General features: G+C 52.3%; 19 protein-coding genes and 2 tRNA genes. 12 read left to right on the top strand and 9 right to left on the bottom strand.

What is annotated here, in order from left to right; translation table 11 throughout:
* Window positions 1–224: 224 nt before the first annotated feature.
* From FN082_RS09575 to FN082_RS09565, 3 genes are all read right to left on the bottom strand, one after another.
* A tRNA-Ser gene (locus FN082_RS09575) sits at window positions 225–312 on the bottom strand.
* Window positions 313–457: 145 nt separating this feature from the next.
* Window positions 458–1,135, bottom strand: coding sequence for an isochorismatase family protein (locus tag FN082_RS09570; RefSeq protein WP_142463160.1), 678 nt, complete (start codon window positions 1,133–1,135; stop codon window positions 458–460).
* 20 nt (window positions 1,136–1,155) lie between these two features.
* Entirely contained in the window at window positions 1,156–2,016 is an 861-nt protein-coding gene (locus FN082_RS09565; protein WP_139539661.1) for a pirin family protein, read from the bottom strand.
* Between the two features lie 114 nt (window positions 2,017–2,130).
* On the opposite strand from FN082_RS09565, the gene FN082_RS09560 reads away from it, so the two are divergent.
* Window positions 2,131–3,036 (top strand): LysR family transcriptional regulator, encoded by a 906-nt coding sequence (locus FN082_RS09560; protein ID WP_139539662.1) that lies wholly within the window; start codon window positions 2,131–2,133, stop codon window positions 3,034–3,036.
* Between the two features lie 348 nt (window positions 3,037–3,384).
* On the opposite strand, the gene FN082_RS09550 is transcribed toward FN082_RS09560, so the two are convergent.
* Window positions 3,385–3,472, bottom strand: a tRNA-Ser gene (locus tag FN082_RS09550).
* Window positions 3,473–3,740: 268 nt separating this feature from the next.
* On the opposite strand from FN082_RS09550, the gene ghrA reads away from it, so the two are divergent.
* From ghrA to FN082_RS09515, 7 genes are all read left to right on the top strand, one after another.
* Window positions 3,741–4,679, top strand: coding sequence for a glyoxylate/hydroxypyruvate reductase GhrA (gene ghrA / locus FN082_RS09545; RefSeq protein WP_139537695.1), 939 nt, complete (start codon window positions 3,741–3,743; stop codon window positions 4,677–4,679).
* Window positions 4,680–4,764: 85 nt separating this feature from the next.
* Window positions 4,765–5,502, top strand: a complete 738-nt coding sequence (locus FN082_RS09540; protein WP_139537696.1) for a phosphatase — start codon at window positions 4,765–4,767, stop codon at window positions 5,500–5,502.
* Window positions 5,503–5,524: 22 nt separating this feature from the next.
* Window positions 5,525–6,079 carry a TorD/DmsD family molecular chaperone gene (locus FN082_RS09535; protein ID WP_139537698.1) on the top strand — a complete coding sequence of 185 codons (555 nt, stop codon included), beginning with the start codon at window positions 5,525–5,527 and terminating at the stop codon, window positions 6,077–6,079.
* Window positions 6,080–6,182: 103 nt separating this feature from the next.
* Window positions 6,183–6,665, top strand: a complete 483-nt coding sequence (locus FN082_RS09530) for a DUF1097 domain-containing protein (RefSeq protein WP_142981491.1) — start codon at window positions 6,183–6,185, stop codon at window positions 6,663–6,665.
* A 290-nt stretch (window positions 6,666–6,955) separates the two neighbouring features.
* Window positions 6,956–7,261 carry a type 1 fimbrial protein gene (locus tag FN082_RS09525; RefSeq protein WP_139537702.1) on the top strand — a complete coding sequence of 102 codons (306 nt, stop codon included), beginning with the start codon at window positions 6,956–6,958 and terminating at the stop codon, window positions 7,259–7,261.
* Window positions 7,262–7,351: 90 nt separating this feature from the next.
* Window positions 7,352–7,906, top strand: coding sequence for an O-acetyl-ADP-ribose deacetylase (ymdB, locus tag FN082_RS09520; protein WP_142981490.1), 555 nt, complete (start codon window positions 7,352–7,354; stop codon window positions 7,904–7,906).
* 46 nt (window positions 7,907–7,952) lie between these two features.
* Window positions 7,953–8,543: a TetR/AcrR family transcriptional regulator gene (locus FN082_RS09515; RefSeq protein ID WP_235891697.1), complete on the top strand. Its 591-nt coding sequence runs from the start codon at window positions 7,953–7,955 to the stop codon at window positions 8,541–8,543.
* Between the two features lie 41 nt (window positions 8,544–8,584).
* Here FN082_RS09515 and mdoC read toward each other — a convergent pair whose 3' ends face one another.
* Complete coding sequence (gene mdoC / locus FN082_RS09510) at window positions 8,585–9,745, bottom strand: glucans biosynthesis protein MdoC (protein ID WP_142981488.1); 1,161 nt, start codon at window positions 9,743–9,745, stop codon at window positions 8,585–8,587.
* Window positions 9,746–9,997: 252 nt separating this feature from the next.
* Here mdoC and mdoG point away from each other — a divergent pair, with 252 nt between their 5' ends.
* From mdoG to FN082_RS09495, 3 genes are all read left to right on the top strand, one after another.
* A complete protein-coding gene (gene mdoG / locus FN082_RS09505) occupies window positions 9,998–11,551 on the top strand; it encodes a glucans biosynthesis protein MdoG (RefSeq protein ID WP_004101027.1) in 1,554 nt (517 codons plus the stop codon).
* A complete protein-coding gene (mdoH, locus tag FN082_RS09500; protein WP_142981487.1) occupies window positions 11,544–14,072 on the top strand; it encodes a glucans biosynthesis glucosyltransferase MdoH in 2,529 nt (842 codons plus the stop codon). The genes mdoG and mdoH overlap by 8 nt, the downstream gene beginning before the upstream one ends.
* 66 nt (window positions 14,073–14,138) lie before the next feature.
* Window positions 14,139–14,366, top strand: a complete 228-nt coding sequence (locus FN082_RS09495; RefSeq protein ID WP_139537711.1) for a YceK/YidQ family lipoprotein — start codon at window positions 14,139–14,141, stop codon at window positions 14,364–14,366.
* Here FN082_RS09495 and FN082_RS09490 read toward each other — a convergent pair whose 3' ends face one another.
* The 3 genes from FN082_RS09490 to FN082_RS09480 form a co-directional block, all read right to left on the bottom strand.
* Complete coding sequence (locus FN082_RS09490; RefSeq protein ID WP_139537713.1) at window positions 14,367–14,753, bottom strand: MysB family protein; 387 nt, start codon at window positions 14,751–14,753, stop codon at window positions 14,367–14,369. It abuts the gene before it with no gap.
* Between the two features lie 90 nt (window positions 14,754–14,843).
* Complete coding sequence (gene mdtG, locus FN082_RS09485; RefSeq protein ID WP_142981486.1) at window positions 14,844–16,094, bottom strand: multidrug efflux MFS transporter MdtG; 1,251 nt, start codon at window positions 16,092–16,094, stop codon at window positions 14,844–14,846.
* A gap of 187 nt (window positions 16,095–16,281) precedes the next feature.
* Window positions 16,282–17,202, bottom strand: coding sequence for a Kdo(2)-lipid IV(A) acyltransferase (locus tag FN082_RS09480; RefSeq protein WP_139537717.1), 921 nt, complete (start codon window positions 17,200–17,202; stop codon window positions 16,282–16,284).
* A gap of 209 nt (window positions 17,203–17,411) precedes the next feature.
* Between FN082_RS09480 and trhO the strand changes: the two genes are divergently transcribed.
* Window positions 17,412–18,476: an oxygen-dependent tRNA uridine(34) hydroxylase TrhO gene (trhO, locus tag FN082_RS09475; RefSeq protein WP_139537719.1), complete on the top strand. Its 1,065-nt coding sequence runs from the start codon at window positions 17,412–17,414 to the stop codon at window positions 18,474–18,476.
* Here the strand turns inward: trhO and FN082_RS09470 are convergent.
* Window positions 18,462–18,575: a YceO family protein gene (locus FN082_RS09470; protein ID WP_139537721.1), complete on the bottom strand. Its 114-nt coding sequence runs from the start codon at window positions 18,573–18,575 to the stop codon at window positions 18,462–18,464. The two genes, trhO and FN082_RS09470, sit on opposite strands and share 15 nt — an antisense overlap.
* Window positions 18,576–18,593: the final 18 nt, after the last annotated feature.

Genomic DNA, 18,593 nt, shown 5'->3' with positions numbered 1-18,593 from the left:
AAAAAAAGCCCGTACTTGCGTACGAGCTCTTCTTAAAATATGGCGGTGAGGGGGGGATTGACTCGCTACGCTCGCCCCTTCGGGGCAGCCCGCTTACTGCGTTCGCGGTCTGTCCAACTGGCTGCGCCAGTTGTCGAACCCCGGTCGGGGCTTCTCATCCCCCCTGGTGGGGTGCAACATGCGAAAAAAAAGCCCGTACTTGCGTACGAGCTCTTCTTAAAATATGGCGGTGAGGGGGGGATTCGAACCCCCGATACGTTGCCGTATACACACTTTCCAGGCGTGCTCCTTCAGCCACTCGGACACCTCACCATATTGTTTTGCTGCTCACCTTAGGTGGGCAACGGGGCGCTACTATAGGGAGTTGCGCTAAAACGGTCAAGCAGTATTTATTCTTTCGCTATCGTTCGGTTAAGCAATGAACACTGCCCCGCTGCTGAGCAGTGGGGCAGTTATTTTAACGCTGTGAATCAAGCTTTTCGTTATTCTTCACTACGTCCTGAGCTTTGGCGTAGCTTTCGATCAGCAACTGGTATGCCGGGAAGACTTTGGTATAAACCTCAGCCCACTCTGCGGCATCCGGTCGATTCCAGGTCCGCTGTAGCTCAGATGCTACTGCGGCGGTGTCCATTGGCACGACGCCAGCCTGGACTACGCGAGCGAGGGTGATCTCCTGCGCCATCTTGCTGTAGGTTCCTGAGGCATCAATGACGGCAAAAACCTTGTAACCATCGGCAACAGCGGCAATAGCAGGGAATGCCATGCAAACGCTGGTAATCGTACCAGCAATAATCAGCGTCTTACGCCCGGTTGCTTTTACCGCATCAACGAATTCCGGGTTATCCCATGCGTTGATCTCACCTTTGCGCGCAATATATTTCGCATGGGGCGCATTTTCATGAATCTCGGGGATCAGCGGGCCGTTAGGTCCTTGTGGTACTGATGCCGTAGTGATCACCGGGATCCCTGCTAATGAAGCCATCTTCGCCAGCGCGGCGGCGCGAGCGCGCAGTTCTGGCATCGGCATATCGCCAACGGTCTGAAACAGACCGCTTTGGTGGTCAATCAGCAGCATTGCAGTATCATTGACATCAATCACTGGACGAGAACCATTAAAGTTAGCTGGGGTAGACATATTCTTTACCTCATTAAAAATTAAATTTGGCCAAATCGGCCGCTATTGAAATCACGAACTGCTTCCGCGATTTGCGTTTTGGTATTCATTACAAACGGTCCATAGCCCACAATCGGTTCCTGTAGGGGTTCACCGGCCATCAGCAGTACTTTGGCGTGAGTTTCAGCCGCGAGATGGAGCGTTTCCCCTTTCTGGCTGAGTACGACCAACTGACCCTCGCGCGCACTCCCTTCTCCATTCACTTTGATCTCACCTTCCAGGACGACCAGCGCAGTACTCCAGCCCGCAGGCTGTTGCAGCGTTACCTCCTGGTTCTGATTAAGTTGTAAATCCCAGACGTTAAGCGGTGAAAAAGTGTGCGCCGGTCCGACAATGTCACCATAGCGACCTGCGATAACCCGCATGCGTCCCGCCTTATTCGGCAGATCAACATCGGGGATCACATCTGCGGTAATGCTCTGATATCCCGGATGCGTCATCTTGTCTTTGGCCGGGAGGTTGACCCAGAGCTGAATCATTTTCAGCTCGCCGCCGGTACGAGTGAACGCCTCTGAATGAAACTCTTCGTGCAGGATCCCGGCACCCGCGGTCATCCATTGCACATCGCCTGGGCCGATAACGCCGCCTCTACCGGTAGAGTCGCGGTGTTCTACTTCACCGGAATAAACGACGGTGACGGTTTCAAATCCGCGATGCGGGTGTTCACCGACGCCACGTTTCTCACTCCCTGCTGAAAAGTGATGCGGACCTGCATAGTCAAGCAGCAGGAAGGGGCTTAGCTGTTCGCCGTGAGTCTGATAAGAGAACATTGAGCGAACCGGGAAACCATCGCCTACCCAGTGCTGTGAAGGTGCGGTGTAGATTCCAGTAATCTGTTTCATGGCTATCTCCTGGATGTCTGTTTCTGATGTGAATAAGCATATATTCGCGACTAATACTCCGGTAGATAGCAAAAATAGCCTATACTGTTCCAAAAATAGAACGATGGAGGAAGGATGCAGGATCTCAACGATTTAGCCTGGTTTGTCCAGGTGGTTGATCACGGCGGATTTGCTGCGGCGGGAAGGGCGCTCGATCAACCCAAATCCAAATTAAGTCGTCGAATTGCTCAGTTAGAGGAACGCCTCGGTGTCCGTTTGATTCAGCGTACTACCCGACAGTTTGCGGTGACCGAGGTCGGGCTGACGTTTTATCAACATTGTAAGGCGATGCTGATAGAAGCTGAAGCGGCGGAGCAAGCTGTAGAAACGCTACGTTCCGAGCCGCGAGGCAGCGTGAAATTGACCTGTCCGGTGACGCTATTACATGCGCACGTCGGGCCGATGTTGGCACGGTTTATGGTGCGCTATCCGGGTGTCAATCTTCAGCTAGAAGCGACTAACCGGCGGGTTGACGTAGTTGGCGAAGGTGTTGATGTGGCGATTCGCGTGCGTCCAAGACCTATAGAAGATAGCGATCTGGTGATGCGCGTATTGGCTGACCGTGGGCACCGTCTGGTGGCCAGTCCGCAATTAGTCGAACAGTTGGGACAACCTCAGGCCCCGTCTGAACTCAGCGAGTGGCCCGGATTAAGCCTGGGAGCGGGAAAACATCAGCATAAATGGCAGTTGACCGGCCCGGAAGGGGCAAAGGCGGAAGTTTACTTCGCACCTCGGCTGGTCACGACCGATATGCTGGCTCTGCGCGAAGCGGCAATTGCCGGAGTTGGGGTCGTACAGCTTCCTTTATTAATGGTCCGCGAGCAGTTGGCTTCCGGGGAGTTGGTGGTTGTACTCAATGAGTGGCAACCGCGTAGAGAAGTGATCCACGCGGTTTTTGCGTCTCGCCGCGGACTGCTGCCATCGGTCAGGGCGCTGGTTGATTTCCTGAGCGAAGAGTATCAGCGGATGGAGGAGGATTAGGATTTGATAAAATCCGCAAGGAGCAGCACTGTCGGAGATAGTCTGAAGCTGCAGAAGAGTGGCTGTTCCCGGAGGCGGCGCGATGCGCCTGTCCGGGCTACCGGGTGGTGGGGTGCAATATGCGAAAAAAAAGCCCGTACTTGCGTACGAGCTCTTCTTAAAATATGGCGGTGAGGGGGGGATTGACTCGCTACGCTCGCCCCTTCGGGGCAGCCCGCTTACTGCGTTCGCGGTCTGTCCAACTGGCTGCGCCAGTTGTCGAACCCCGGTCGGGACTTCTCATCCCCCCGGTGGGGTGCAACATGCGAAAAAAAAGCCCGTACTTGCGTACGAGCTCTTCTTAAAATATGGCGGTGAGGGGGGGATTCGAACCCCCGATACGTTGCCGTATACACACTTTCCAGGCGTGCTCCTTCAGCCACTCGGACACCTCACCATATTGTCATTCCCGTTGTTGCTGGGAACGGGCGCTAATTTAGGGAAATACGTATCTCCCGTCAATCAACTTTTTTAAAAAAACGCGCGTTTAGCCAAACTTCAAGCAACTTGCTTTCTAAATGCACGAGAATCGTTTTTTTTGTCACCATTCCCTTTTTCACACGATAGGCAGACGAAATTTGCTATTCTGGCAAACCAATAGAAAACAACGAGTAAAACACGGCGCTAACGTAACCTGCCTGGCGCGTCGGCTATCAGGAGCTGTCATGGACATCATCTATTACCATCCAACTTTTAATACCCCTTATTGGATCGCAGAGCTGGAAAAACAGCTGCCCGGCTCGCGAGTTCGCGAGTGGAAATCGGGGGATAATCAACCTGCGGACTATGCCCTGGTCTGGCATCCTCCAGTGGAAATGCTACAAGGACGTGATTTAAAAGCTGTCTTTGCCCTTGGCGCAGGTGTGGATTCGATTCTCAGTAAGCTGCGAGAGCACCCTGAAATGTTGCCGTTGTCGATTCCTTTATTCCGCCTGGAAGACACTGGTATGGGGTTACAGATGCAAGAATATGCAGTGAGCCAGGTACTCCACTGGTTCCGTCGCTTCGATGACTACCAGGCGTTAAAGCGAGAAGGTCATTGGCTGCCGCTGGATGAATATCAACGTGAAGATTTTACCGTTGGCATCATGGGGGCGGGGGTGCTGGGAGCTAAAGTGGCCGAAGCATTGCAGTCCTGGAACTTCCCGTTGCGTAGCTGGAGCCGTAGCCGCAAATCCTGGCCGCAGGTGACAAGCTTTGCTGGCGAAGAAGAGCTGAACGCGTTCCTGAGCGGTACACGTGTGCTGATTAACTTGCTGCCCAATACGGCAGAAACCGTTGGAATCATTGATAAAGCGCTGTTGTCGCAACTTCCGGATAACAGTTATGTGCTGAATCTGGCACGCGGTGTTCATGTCGTTGAAGACGATCTGCTGGCTGCGCTGGATAGCGGTAAGCTAAAAGCGGCGATGCTTGATGTTTTTAGCCGTGAACCGCTGCCGAAAGAGAGTCCGCTTTGGGCACATCCGCGCGTGGCGATGACTCCGCATGTTGCGGCTGTCACCCGACCTCTGGAAGCCATTGCCTATATAGCAAGAACGATAGGTCAACTGGAACGTGGTGAAACAGCGAGCGGACAGGTTGATCGTCAGTTGGGATACTAAGAGTTGACCCCGCCATCGCGGGGTTTTTGCTGATCATGCGCTCAGATTCCTGCTATTCTTGCCACAAACAGAGAAGGAGATTGTGATGTATCCTGTTGACCTGCACATGCATACCGTCGCCAGCACCCACGCTTACAGTACCCTGCATGATTATATTGCGGAAGCAAAGCGCAAAGGGATCAAACTTTTTGCTATTACTGACCATGGGCCAGACATGGCCGATGCGCCGCACTACTGGCATTTCGTGAACATGCGCATCTGGCCTCGGCTGGTGGATGGCATTGGCATCCTGCGAGGTATTGAATCTAATATCAAAAATACGCAGGGCGAAATTGACTGTACCGGCCCGATGCTTAACTCGCTGGACCTGATTATTGCTGGCTTCCACGAGCCGGTGTTCCCTCCTCAGGATAAAGCGACGAATACAGAGGCGATGATCGCCACGATAGCGAGCGGCACGGTTCATATTATTAGCCATCCGGGAAATCCAAAATATCCTGTCGATATCCCGGCTATCGCCGCTGCAGCGGCGAAGCATCATGTGGCGCTGGAAATCAATAACTCATCTTTCGTTTCGTCACGCATTGGCAGCGAAGACAATTGTCGCGCCGTGGCGGCAGCCGTGCGCGATGCCGGAGGTTGGGTGGCGCTGGGGTCGGATTCCCATACGGCGTTCACGCTGGGGGATTTTACCGAGTGCCGTAAGATCCTTGATGCTGTCGACTTTCCCGAAGACCGAATTCTTAATGTGACGCCCCGACGTCTGCTTAATTTCCTTGAATCGCGTGGGATGCCTGCGATTCCCGAGTTTGCCGAACTTTAATTTGAACAACTGGAATAAATGAATGAACGAGTTTTCAATCCTCTGCCGCGTGCTGGGCTCTCTGTACTACCGTCAGCCGCAGGACCCGCTGCTGGTCCCGCTGTTTACCCTTATTCGCGAAGGGAAGCTGGCGGCGAGCTGGCCGTTGGAGCAGGATGAGCTGCTGGAACGTCTGCAAAAGAGCTGTGATATGCAGTCCCTGGCCGCAGAGTACAACGCGCTATTTGTCGGTGAAGAGTGCAGCGTTGCGCCGTACCGTAGCGCATGGGTGGAAGGCGCTACGGAAGCTGAAGTTCGCGGTTTCCTGAGTTCGCATGGTGTTCCCACAGGCGAGGGCGCAACGGATCATTTAGGATCCTTGCTGCTGGCAGCTTCATGGCTGGAAGATCACGCGGCGGAGGATGAAAGTGAAGTCCTGGAAACGCTGTTTGCTGAGTACATTTTGCCATGGTGCGGTGCGTTTCTTGGCAAAGTTGAAGCGCATGCGACAACGCCGTTCTGGCGGACAATGGCGCCGCTGACTCGTGAAGCACTCTCCGCAATGTGGGATGAGCTACAGGAAGAAAATGAACAATAAAATGTGATTTAAATCACATTAAATATGCAACGGTAAGTTTTTCATTCCACATAATGTGTTCCGTGTCTCATTTGCCAGGCGCGTTTCTGCTATGATACGCGCCATGAACATACTCTTCGCAATCGCATTAACGACGGGCATTCTCTCCGGAATCTGGGGCTGGGTGGCGGTCACACTGGGTCTGCTGAGCTGGGCGGGTTTCCTCGGCTGCACGGCTTACTTTGCCTGTCCGCAAGGTGGCTTAAAAGGGCTGGTGATCTCAACCTGCACCGTAATGAGCGGCGTCGTGTGGGCGCTGGTCATCATACACGGCAGCGCGCTGGCACCGCAGCTGGAAATCCTGAGTTATATAATGACTGGGATCGTGGCGTTTCTGATGTGTATCCAGGCGCGGCAGCTGTGGTTATCTTTTGTTCCTGGAACCTTTATCGGCGCATGCTCAACGTTTGCCTGTAATGGCGACTGGCGCATCGTGGTGCCTTCACTGGCGCTGGGGCTGATATTCGGTTACGCCATGAAAAATAGCGGCCTGTGGCTGGCGGCTCGCGCTGAGAAAAACAAATCTCTTGCTAACGAAAGCAGCTAAGCGAGTTAAAGCCATACTCTCCTCCCTATCAAAAGGGCCTTCGGGCCCTTTTCTGTTTCTCCCCATCCTGCTGGTTTTACCCGATTTGATTCATTCTTAACCACTTATCCTCGTTATTAACTGTACCGTTGGTCAGTGAATCGATTTTGTTAACAAAATGAATATAAATGAAATCAATTTGTTTTGTTTTTGTTAATATAAATCCATCAATGTAAGTAGATGTTACCCGATGCACTCATGGATGGCTGGTGCTTTTTGATAGCTATGCAGATATGCAGAGGAGTTAAATCATGAAAAAGTATAAATGCGCGTTGGTGGCGGTTCTGTGTGCTCTTCCTGGGCTATTTAGCCCGGCCATGGCGGAGCAGGTGACGGGAGGCGTTATCTATTTCTACGGGAGAGTCGTGGAGGCTCCCTGTCAGTTGGATGCTCTAAATAATCAGGTTGTTGTGGATTGTCCAAATAAGAAAGCAGTACGGGTGTCTACTCAGCAGCTTGAAAACGTAAATATTCATAATGAAACGATTGCTTCAACGCACTTGAGATATATTAATCCGCAGAAGACCCTCGCTATTCTGGATGTCAATTATCGGTAACAACCGGCCCCCAGGCTTTCGTCCTGAGGGCTATCGTGCCATATTATCCCCCGTGTATTACTCTTAAGACGTATGCCGACAGGAGGAGAAATGGCTGTTCAACCTGAGGTTATTCTCGGCGATATTACAAAGCTTGCGGTCGATGTTATCGTCAATGCGGCAAACCCGTCTCTGCTTGGCGGCGGTGGTGTTGATGGTGCCATCCACCGCGCAGCTGGGCCTGAGCTGCTGGCGGCCTGTAAAGTTGTGCGGCAACAACAGGGTGAATGTCCGCCGGGTCATGCGGTCATTACCTGTGCAGGTCATCTGCCCGCCAGCGCGGTTATTCACGCCGTAGGGCCAATATGGCATGGAGGCGACAGGCAGGAGGCTGAACTCCTTGCTGATGCCTATAAAAACAGTCTACTGCTGGCCTCGGCAAACAATTACCGTTCTATCGCATTTCCCGCTATCAGTACCGGCGTTTACGGCTATCCGAAACAGGCGGCAGCGGAGATAGCCGTGCGTAGTGTGAACGCGTTTCTTACCCGCTATAATCCTCTGGAACGCGTCTGTTTTGTTTGCTTTGATGCCGAAACCGCCAACATCTATACCCAGTTACTCGAGGCCAGTCGCGCGCAACTCGGTCACCATAATAAGATATGATAGTTTCCTGCACTCGCAGGGAATTATCATGACAGGAGATTTTTCGGTGGCTGAAGGGAAGGTACTACAAAAACAGCAAATTCGCCGGGCGGAAATTGTTACCGCGGCACAGAAATGTTTTGCGCAAAAGGGACTTCATGGCGCCTCTGTGGCTGATATTGCGCAGCAGGCTGGTTTGAGCGTAGGCCAGCTGTACCGTGTTTTTGCCAGCAAAGAAGAGATTGTGGAAGTCATTGTCAGCGAGATTGTCAATGCCAGGGTTGGCGAGATGGTGGCTGGAAACCATGATCTGGAACGCATGGCCTCTATGTTAGCCGGAGCGATCCCGGCGACCGGGCATACGAAAAACGATAATTACCTGCTAATGGAAATTAACGCCGAGGCGTCCAGAAACCCCCGTCTACGAGAGATTATGAACCAGGCCGATCGACGCCTGAAAGAAGAGGGCGGACGACTTACCCGCCACTACCACCCCGAGATGACTGCAGAGCAAATTAATGTCGCCTGTGAATTTATCGCGATTTTAACTGAAGGGGCTGCGTATCGCAGCGATCTGGCAACGACCCCAACGGTGGATAAGGCAGCACTGGAAGGCCTGTATCGCAATGTATTCCAGCTTTTGTTCGCGAAAAAATAGAGCGGCGGTGTTGACTCTACTCAGCCGCTCAATAGCTTTCGTTAACTGGCTGAAATCTGTGGTTTAGCCGTTTTCTGCTGAAATTTTCCGGAAAAAAGAAAGCGCAGCAGCGGGATCCGCAGATGGATTTCATACAGAACCAGAGCAATCCCGACAACAAAAACCAGCCCGGTAATAAATCCCAGGGTATTGGATTTAATTACCGGGGTTATCCATGCCCCGTACAGCAGGGTCAGGGGGTGGTGTACTAAATAGATAAATAGCGATGCATTGACGAAATAGGTCACCCGCGTTGACTGGAAATTCAATAAACGGTGACCAAGTGAAAAGACGACATTGACCATCCACAGCCCCAGCACCATGGTAATCACGTATTCCGTTTCATACATCCAGCCATCGCCTGAACCGTACTGTTGATTTAAGCGGTAGGCGATAAATCCAAAAAGCGCCGCCGCGAAGCACCACGGAGATGGGGTGGTAAACATGGCTTTCAGTCGAGCATTAATAAATGTCTGGGCGCCGAGGATAAAGAAAGGCAGGTAAAATAGCGTCTGCATCACAATAAAGTTGAACAGACCATTGCTGAGAATGGGCGGGTATAAAATAAAAATAGTGCGACGAATCACCGCGTACAGCACGCCGAGAGCAAGGAAAATCATCGATAGCTGGCCTAATGTGACGGTGTCACCAAAGGTTGGCACAGCGGTAGAACGTCGACGAGTCAACCACTTAAACATCACCACGCCGAGCGTCGTCAGGACCACCAGCACTAACAAAAACCACAGGTGTGATACCAGCTCCCATGCCAGAGTGTTGAATTTGTCATAGCCTGAGAGAGTGTGCCAGTTCTCCGCTTTACCGTTAACGTACTGCAGCATAATAAACTGGGGTAAGGTCAGCAGCGGTATGGCGGTTAACATGGGGATACCCACGCGCTCAACGCGTACCTTCCACCATTTCTTCAGCGGATAGCGCAGGAAAAGCATGTAGGAAAAATAACCGGAAATCACGAAAAAAACCTGCATGCGAAAAGCGTGGATGAAGTCGTTAAACAACGTCAACCACCATGAGGGTTCCACGCTGTTTACATGCCAGCTGTGGCTGGAGTAAATGAGCGAGATATGAAAAGGTATCCCCAACAGCATCAGCCACGCGCGGATGCTATCGAAAAAATATTCACGCTGTACCGGAGTATTATTCATACAATATCACTACATTCTCAGACAATTCGTCTTATCACTCAACGTGATAACGTTTAAATTCTCTGCAACCCTACATGAACTCTGGTTATCTGTCTCCAGGATAAGCACGCAAAGTGCAGTCGGGGCAGTGAACTGTTTATTCCCTGTGCCGCCAGGCCGAACAATGCAGGGATTATGTTGTCGGAATGCCTGAGTTTCCATTAAAATAGATCGGATCGATTTAAGCACACAAAGGGGGAAGTGCTTACTTATATGAAACATAAACCACAGATGATGAAAATGCGTTGGTTAAGCGCAGCCGTAATGTTGTCCCTGTGTACTTCATCTGCATGGGCATTCAGCATTGATGACGTCGCAAAAGAGGCTCAAACGTTAGCCGGCAAAGGCTTTGAAGCGCCAAAAAGTAACCTGCCCTCTGCCTTCCGCGATATGAAGTATGCGGACTATCAGCAAATTCAGTTTAATCACGATAAAGCCTATTGGAATAATCTGAAAAGTCCGTTCAAACTCGAGTTTTACCATCAAGGGATGTATTTCGATACGCCGGTCACCATTAATGAAGTGACGGCAACCAGCGTGCGCAAAATTAAATATAGCCCGGACTATTTTAATTTTGGTAACGTTCAGCACGACAAAGACACGGTGAAAGACCTTGGCTTTGCGGGTTTCAAAGTCCTGTATCCGATCAACAGCAAAGATAAGAACGATGAAATCGTCAGCATGCTCGGAGCCAGCTATTTCCGCGTGCTTGGTCAGGGTCAGGTATACGGGCTTTCCGCGCGTGGCCTTGCTATTGATACCGCACTGCCTTCCGGCGAAGAATTCCCGCGTTTTCGTGAGTTCTGGATTGAGCGTCCAAAAGCTACGGATAAACGCCTGACGATTTATGCGCTGCTTGATTCCCCGCGCGCAACCGGTGCCTATCGTTTTGTCATTATGCCCGGTCGCGATACCGTCGTAGATGTGCAGTCTAAGGTCTACCTGCGCGATAAAGTGGGTAAGCTGGGCGTTGCGCCGTTGACCAGTATGTTCCTGTTTGGGCCGCATCAGCCGTCACCGACTACCAACTACCGCCCCGCGCTGCATGATTCCAACGGTCTTTCTATCCTTGCCGGTAACGGCGAATGGATCTGGCGTCCGTTGAATAATCCGAAACACCTGGCCGTCAGCAGCTATGCGATGGAAAACCCGCAAGGGTTTGGTCTGCTGCAGCGTGGCCGTCAGTTCTCTCGTTTTGAAGATCTTGACGACCGCTACGATCTGCGACCAAGCGCGTGGATTACGCCGAAAGGTGATTGGGGTAAAGGAAAAATCGAGCTGGTTGAGATCCCGACCAACGATGAAACCAACGACAACATCGTCACCTACTGGACGCCGGATCAGCTGCCGGAACCAGGCAAAGAGATGAACTTCAAATACACCATCACCTTCAGCCGCGATGAAGACAAGCTGCATGCGCCGGATAACGCGTACGTGATGCAGACCCGTCGTTCTACCGGTGATGTTAAGCAATCGAACCTGATCCGCCAGCCGGATGGCACAATTGCCTTCATTGTCGATTTCACTGGCGCAGAGATGAAAAAGCTGCCCGCAGATACCCCGGTAACCGCACAGGCTAGCATCGGTGATAACGCTGAAATCGTCGAAAATACCGTGCGCTACAACCCAGTGACTAAAGGCTGGCGTATGATCCTGCGCGTCAAAGTGAAAGATCCTAAGAAAACCACGGATATGCGCGCTGCGTTGGTCAATACCGACCAGACGCTGAGCGAAACCTGGAGCTATCAGCTGCCTGCCAATGAATAAGATAACGAAGTACATCGACGCATTGCCGCTGTCGGATGCAGAAAAAGCCGCGTTACCAGACGCCAGCCTGCAGGCCGTACATGAAGCACTGGACGCTGAACATCATGTTTTTAAACGCGAAGATGACTCCCCGCTGGGGTCGGTGAAATCGCGGCTGGAGCACAGCTGGCCTGATTCACTGGCCGGTAATCAGCTGGTTAAGGATGACGAAGGGCGCACTCAACTGAATGCGATGCCGAAAGCAAAACGCTCCTCAATGTTTCCTGATCCGTGGCGTACAAACCCGGTAGGGCGTTTCTGGGATCGGCTGCGCGGACGCGACGTGACGCCGCGCTATCTTTCTCGCCTGAGCAAAGAAGAGCAGGAGAGCGAGCAGAAGTGGCGTACCGTCGGCTCTATTCGCCGCTACATACTTCTGCTGCTTACCCTGGCGCAGACCGTGGTGGCAACCTGGTACATGAAAACCATTTTGCCCTATCAAGGCTGGGCGTTGATTAACCCTTCCGATATGGTGGGGCAAAACCTGTGGATTTCCTTTATGCAGCTGCTGCCGTATGTGCTGCAGTCAGGGATCCTGATTCTGTTCGCTGTGCTTTTTTGCTGGGTGTCTGCGGGATTCTGGACTGCTCTTATGGGCTTCCTGCAGTTATTGATTGGGCGTGATAAGTACAGTATTTCAGCCTCGACGGTCGGGAACGAACCGCTGAACCCGGAGCACCGCACGGCGCTCATCATGCCTATCTGCAATGAAGATGTTGACCGCGTGTTTGCTGGTCTGCGTGCGACCTGGGAGTCGGTTAAAGCCAGCGGTAATGCCGAGCACTTTGATGTCTATATCCTCAGCGATAGCTACAACCCGGACATCTGTGTGGCAGAGCAAAAAGCGTGGATGGAGCTGATCGCTGAAGTGCAGGGTGAAGGGCAGATTTTTTATCGCCGCCGTCGCCGTCGCGTGAAGCGTAAAAGCGGTAATATCGATGACTTCTGCCGTCGTTGGGGGAGCCAGTATAGCTATATGGTGGTGCTGGATGCTGACTCCGTGATGAGCGGAGAGTGCCTGAGCGGTCTGGTACGCTTGATGGAAGCGAACCCGAATGCCGGGATTATCCAGTCGTCGCCGCGTGCGTCAGGTATGGATACGCTCTATGCCCGCTGCCAACAGTTTGCTACCCGCGTCTATGGCCCGCTGTTTACCGCAGGGCTGCACTTCTGGCAGTTGGGTGAGTCGCACTACTGGGGCCATAACGCGATTATCCGCGTAAAACCGTTTATTGAGCACTGTGCGTTGGCACCGTTGCCTGGTGAGGGTAACTTCGCGGGGTCAATTCTGTCGCACGACTTCGTCGAAGCCGCGTTGATGCGTCGTGCCGGCTGGGGCGTGTGGATTGCCTACGATCTGCCCGGTTCTTATGAAGAGCTGCCGCCAAACCTGCTGGACGAACTGAAGCGCGATCGTCGCTGGTGTCAGGGGAACCTGATGAACTTCCGTCTGTTCCTGGTCAAAGGGATGCACCCGGTTCACCGTGCAGTGTTCCTGACCGGCGTCATGTCCTACCTGTCGGCGCCTCTGTGGTTTATGTTCCTTGCGCTCTCAACCGCCTTGCAGGTGGTACATGCCTTGACTGAGCCGCAGTACTTCCTGCAGCCGCGGCAGTTGTTCCCGGTCTGGCCGCAGTGGCGTCCGGAGCTGGCTATTGCCCTGTTTGCTTCGACTATGGTGCTGCTGTTCCTGCCGAAGCTGCTGAGTATTATTTTGGTTTGGTGTAAAGGGCCAAAAGAGTATGGTGGATTTATTCGCGTCACTCTCTCACTGCTGCTTGAGGTTCTTTTCTCAGTGCTGTTGGCCCCGGTGCGTATGTTGTTCCACACCGTGTTCGTGGTCAGCGCGTTCCTCGGCTGGGAAGTGGTGTGGAATTCTCCGCAGCGTGATGATGATTCCACGCCGTGGGGCGAAGCGTTTATGCGTCACGGTTCGCAGATGCTATTGGGCCTGGTGTGGGCGGTGGGCATGGCGTGGCTGGATCTGCGATTCCTGTTCTGGCTGGCGCCGATTGTGGTTTCGCTGATTCTGTCACCGTTCGTGTCGGCAATTTCCAGCCGTGCCACGATTGGCTTACGCACCAAGCGCTGGAAGCTGTTCCTGATCCCGGAAGAGTATTCCCCGCCGCAGGTGCTAAAAGATACCGACGCCTATTTGACGCTCAATCGCCAGCGTTCTCTGGACGACGGCTTTATGCATGCGGTATTTAACCCGTCGTTTAACGCGTTAGCAACAGCGATGGCTACCGCGCGTCACCGCCATGGCCACATACTGGATATCGCCCGTGAACGTCATGTGGAACAGGCGCTTAACGAGACGCCGGATAAACTCAACCGCGACCGTCGTCTGGTATTGTTGAGCGACCCGGTCACAATGTCGCGTTTGCACTATCGCGTATGGGCCGCGCCGGAGAAATACTCTTCGTGGGTGGGTGCCTACCAGCAGCTGACGCTGAATCCGTTGGCGCTAAATACCAAGTAAGCCGTACGTTAAGGAAAATACCGGCAAATAATGCCGGTATTTTTTTATCTGAAAATCGAGGTATTGATGAGAGTTTTGCTGGTTATCGCAATGGCGCTGCTGCTCAGCGGCTGCGGAAGTATTATCAGTCGTACAGTGCCAGGGCAGGGGCATGGAAATCAGTACTACCCAGGCGTTCAGTGGGATGTTCGCGATTCTTCATGGCGCTACATCACTATTCTCGATCTGCCCTTTTCGCTGGTGTTCGATACGCTGCTGTTGCCGCTTGATGCCAGCCACGGCCCCTATAACTAGCTAGCGTTCATCCCATTCATCGGATGCGGTCTGACCCTCTTCGGTATCCAGAGAGGGTTCAAGCTGAAATTCACCTTCATCCCATTCGTGCAGCGTATTTTCTTCCAGCCACTCCTGGCGAAGCTCAATCTCATCATAGTCGCCATCAAAAACGCTTTGCGCCGCCTGGCCGCTGAGAATGGGCAGGCATTCACCCTGTTCATCTTCGTCGGCAAAAAATTCTGCCTGCCAGGTGATGTCACCGTCCTGGAGTACGTATTTCTGAATATTTAATTGCTCAACGTTGGCGCTCTCTTCGTCGCTATCTGGATTATTCGCCAGAAACTCCTCGCGGGCTGCATCAATCGCTTCTTCGAGCGTGGCATAGAACATCGAATCCTTTGGCATGGCTAACCCCCTAAGAAGAAAAGAAATGAACACGATTCAATCTATAGAAGGCTGTTGGCAATGCGTCAAGGGGGGAGGCCCCCTGTGACGTTAATTTACTGAATGATTACCGGAGCTCGCATTGTCTGTTGGTCGATTATGACGAGGACGGCGGAGAGTGAGAGTTGAATAGATTGCGTTAAACAGGACCACAAAAGCGGTGACTAAAAAGACCGCCCGAAAGCCATAGTTGGCGGAAACCGACGCGCCAATCAGCGGGCCCGTGACGTTACCGATATCGCGGAACGACTGGTTATAGCTAAAGATTCGTCCGGAGATTTGGCTGGTGGAGTTATACACCAGCAGCGTTTGCACCGCAGGTAGCAGTGCGCCGTCGGCGGCACCAAGCAGGAAGCGCAGGATCCCAAGCTGCAGCGGCGTCTGGACGAACGACATCGGTATCAGAAGCAGAACTGAAATCACCAGTGCGACGATCAGGATTTTTTCCGGGCCAATGCGGTCGCCTAATTTTCCCAGTCGGGGAGCGCTGAGCAGAGCGGCAATACCGGGTACTGACGCAATCATACCGCTGATAAACGCAATATTGCTGACGTTACCGGCAAGATCGCGTACGTATAGTGTCAGAATAGGCGCTATTGAACCGGTGGCAACCTGAATAATCAGTGATGTGACAAACAGACTCAGTACCAGCTTCGGATTCTTAAGCGAAGAGAAAACGTCTTTCGCGCTGAGCATCTCTTTCTTGCTGACGGCAACAAAATTTTCGTGAATAAGAAACAGGGTAAATAAAAAGCAAATAAACAGTACGCCAGCAGTCATAAAGAAGACGGTACGCAATCCCCAGTGGTCGGCCAGGAAGCCGCCTGCCAGCGGTCCAAGCAGCGCGCCGCTGACTGCTCCTGTTGATAGCGTTCCCAGCGCCCAACCGCTTTTATGGCGGGGGATTTGCGTCGCTATCAGGGCATTGGCATTGGGAATAAATCCTCCGAGCAGGCCCAATAGCGCGCGCAGGATCAGGAATTGCCAGATATTCTGCGCCAGGCCCATTAGCAGCATGACGATTGCCATCCCCAGGGCAGAGCGCAGTAGCATAATTTTGCGCCCTTTACGGTCAGCAAGCCCGCCCCAGAAGGGGGAGGCTATCGCAGAGAATAAAAAGGTAATACTGAAAACCAGTCCAGACCACATATTGAGGGCGCTATGACCGGTGACGCCGAGTTGTTCAACGTAGAGAGGGAGAAACGGCATCACCAGGCTAAACGCGGCACCGGTTAAAAAGCAGCCGAGCCAGGTGACGGTTAGATTACGTTTCCAGTTAATAGGGGTATCAGCAGACGACATAGGATTCCACTGGCCTGCAGGGCAGGTCAAATAATTGAAAATATGAGCGTGCTAATTATGCGCCTGAGAAATAGTTGCCGCAATGGAGGACAGCTTTTAAAGCTAAAGGAGAGGCAGTTGCCTGGGAATTTATCCCGCATCTGTGTTCAGATGCGGGATAACAGCACTGATAAACAGCAGGGGCGAGCTAGTAACGAGAAGGAACGCCAGCTGGACGAGTCTTAAAGCGACGGTGCATCCACATATACTGCTCCGGAGCCATCAATATGCACTTCTCGACAATCTTGTTCATCCAGATAGCAGTGGTCTGCGCATCGTCCAGCGGCGGGTCACACTCCGGCGGCAGTAGAATCAGCTCATAGCCTTTACCGTCAGGTTTGCGACGCGGCACAAAGGGCACAATGCAGGCTTTAGACATTTTTGCCAGCATCCAGGTGCCCGAGGTCGTGGCAGCCTGATCGACGGCGAAAAACGGTACAAATACGCTGGCGTTAGGGCCATAGTCGTGGTCAGGCGCATACCAGATAACTTCACCCTTTTTCAGGGCGCGGATCATACCTTTTAGATCTTTACGGTCGATCATATCTTTGTTGGAGCGCAGGCGTCCCCAGGTTTGCAACCAGTCGATAACCGGGTTGTCGTTCGGGCGGTAGACGCCAATACCCGGTTCATTTATACCGAACATCCGTGCGCCCATCTCCAGAGTCAGGAAATGAATGCCAATCAGTAAAATACCGCGCTTTTGCGCCTGAACTTCCCGGATATGCTCGACGCCGATGGAATCGGTCCAGCGCGCAATGCGCTTCGTAGGCCAAAACCAGGCCATTCCGGTTTCCATTAAACCCATACCGACGGATTCAAAATTTGCCACGACCATCTGGTGTCGCTCTTGCTCGCTCTTATCAGGAAAACAGAGTTCCAGATTACGATACGCTATTTGGGCACGACGTTTCATCAGGCGTCTTGCGATACGACCAAGTCCAGTTCCCAGGCGGTAAATCAGCGGATAGGGAAGCTGTACAACTAACCAGAGCAGGCCGATCCCAGACCAAAGCAACCAATAACGCGGGTGCAGCAACGCTGCGGAAAATTTAGGTAAATGGGTCATCTCATACCTGTTCAATTAAGCAACGTGTTCTATTATCGCATTTTTTTATGCTTCATCCAAAATACCGTCCCTGGATGGCATTTAATGTTAATGCGAGCAAATATGGGTGAGAAAAATGTAGCGCAAAATGTGGGGATGTAAATTAACCGTGTTTGCTATATGATGCCCGCCGTTTATTTTACTCATTGACTATGCCGAGCAGGTACACCATGCCAGTGTTACACAACCGCATTTCTAATGAGACGTTAAAGGCGCAAATGTTGGCTGAGACCGAGCCGCGCACGACGATCTCGTTTTATAAATATTTCACGATTATTGACCCTAAAGCCACGCGCGATGCGCTTTGGGTTGCGCTGACCAAACTGAATGTCTTTGGCCGGATTTATCTGGCCCATGAAGGCATCAATGCGCAAATTAGCGTCCCGCAAAGTCGAGTTGATGCGCTGCGTGAATTCTTATACGGTTTTGACCCGGCTCTCAATGGCTTGCGTCTGAATATTGCCCTGGACGACGATGGTAAATCTTTTTGGGTTTTACGACTTAAAGTTCGCGATCGCATCGTTGCTGATGGTATTGATGATCCGACGTTTGATGCGTCAGACGTCGGTCATTATCTGAAGGCGGCAGAAGTCAACGCGATGCTTGACGACCCGGATGCGGTATTTATCGATATGCGCAACCACTACGAGTACGAGGTCGGCCATTTCGAGAACGCCCTGGAGATCCCGGCGGACACCTTCCGCGATCAGTTGCCAAAAGCCGTTGAAATGATGCAGGAACATAAAGATAAAAATATCGTTATGTACTGCACCGGCGGTATCCGCTGTGAAAAAGCCAGCGCCTGGATGAAGCACAATGGATTCAGTAAGGTTTCACATATTGAGGGCGGGATTATCGAGTACGCACGACGCGCGCGGGAGCAGGGGCTACCGGTACGCTTTGTCGGCAAGAATTTCGTCTTCGATGAGCGTATGGGCGAGCGTATTTCAGATGATGTTATTGCGCATTGTCACCAGTGCGGTGCGCCTTGCGATAGCCATACAAACTGCCTGAACGATGGTTGTCATCTGCTGTTTATCCAGTGCCCCTCCTGTGCGGAGAAATTCGCTGGTTGTTGCAGCGAAGCCTGTATGGAAGAGCATAAGCTGCCTGAAGAGGAGCAGAGAAAACTGCGGGCTGGACGTGAAAATGGCAATAAGATCTTTAATAAATCTCGCGGTCGACTGAATACTAAATTGGGGATCCCGGATCCTGAACCTTCAGAAAAACCATAACCAAATGAGGTCGATAACCGCCAGCAGAAGCCACAGCGCCAGGTAAATCATAAAGTGTTCACGGACGTTGTTGACCAGTAGTTCGAACAGGCGGCGCATAATCTCTCTCAGTCATTA

The organism is Klebsiella spallanzanii (assembly GCF_902158555.1).
GTDB lineage: Bacteria > Pseudomonadota > Gammaproteobacteria > Enterobacterales > Enterobacteriaceae > Klebsiella > Klebsiella spallanzanii.
Note: the sequence above shows the minus strand (reverse complement) of the source record. Positions and strands in the feature narration are given on the sequence as shown.

Excerpts from the sequence above, each read along its gene's own strand:
- FN082_RS09570 (WP_142463160.1), bottom strand. The coding sequence starts at position 1,135 with ATGTCTACCCCAGCTAACTTTAATGGTTCTCGTCCAGTGATTGATGTC.
- FN082_RS09565 (WP_139539661.1), bottom strand. The coding sequence starts at position 2,016 with ATGAAACAGATTACTGGAATCTACACCGCACCTTCACAGCACTGGGTA.
- FN082_RS09560 (WP_139539662.1), top strand. The coding sequence starts at position 2,131 with ATGCAGGATCTCAACGATTTAGCCTGGTTTGTCCAGGTGGTTGATCAC.
- ghrA (WP_139537695.1), top strand. The coding sequence starts at position 3,741 with ATGGACATCATCTATTACCATCCAACTTTTAATACCCCTTATTGGATC.
- FN082_RS09540 (WP_139537696.1), top strand. The coding sequence starts at position 4,765 with ATGTATCCTGTTGACCTGCACATGCATACCGTCGCCAGCACCCACGCT.
- FN082_RS09535 (WP_139537698.1), top strand. The coding sequence starts at position 5,525 with ATGAACGAGTTTTCAATCCTCTGCCGCGTGCTGGGCTCTCTGTACTAC.
- FN082_RS09530 (WP_142981491.1), top strand. The coding sequence starts at position 6,183 with ATGAACATACTCTTCGCAATCGCATTAACGACGGGCATTCTCTCCGGA.
- FN082_RS09525 (WP_139537702.1), top strand. The coding sequence starts at position 6,956 with ATGAAAAAGTATAAATGCGCGTTGGTGGCGGTTCTGTGTGCTCTTCCT.
- ymdB (WP_142981490.1), top strand. The coding sequence starts at position 7,352 with ATGGCTGTTCAACCTGAGGTTATTCTCGGCGATATTACAAAGCTTGCG.
- mdoC (WP_142981488.1), bottom strand. The coding sequence starts at position 9,745 with ATGAATAATACTCCGGTACAGCGTGAATATTTTTTCGATAGCATCCGC.
- mdoG (WP_004101027.1), top strand. The coding sequence starts at position 9,998 with ATGAAACATAAACCACAGATGATGAAAATGCGTTGGTTAAGCGCAGCC.
- mdoH (WP_142981487.1), top strand. The coding sequence starts at position 11,544 with ATGAATAAGATAACGAAGTACATCGACGCATTGCCGCTGTCGGATGCA.
- FN082_RS09495 (WP_139537711.1), top strand. The coding sequence starts at position 14,139 with ATGAGAGTTTTGCTGGTTATCGCAATGGCGCTGCTGCTCAGCGGCTGC.
- FN082_RS09490 (WP_139537713.1), bottom strand. The coding sequence starts at position 14,753 with ATGCCAAAGGATTCGATGTTCTATGCCACGCTCGAAGAAGCGATTGAT.
- mdtG (WP_142981486.1), bottom strand. The coding sequence starts at position 16,094 with ATGTCGTCTGCTGATACCCCTATTAACTGGAAACGTAATCTAACCGTC.
- FN082_RS09480 (WP_139537717.1), bottom strand. The coding sequence starts at position 17,202 with ATGACCCATTTACCTAAATTTTCCGCAGCGTTGCTGCACCCGCGTTAT.
- trhO (WP_139537719.1), top strand. The coding sequence starts at position 17,412 with ATGCCAGTGTTACACAACCGCATTTCTAATGAGACGTTAAAGGCGCAA.
- FN082_RS09470 (WP_139537721.1), bottom strand. The coding sequence starts at position 18,575 with ATGCGCCGCCTGTTCGAACTACTGGTCAACAACGTCCGTGAACACTTT.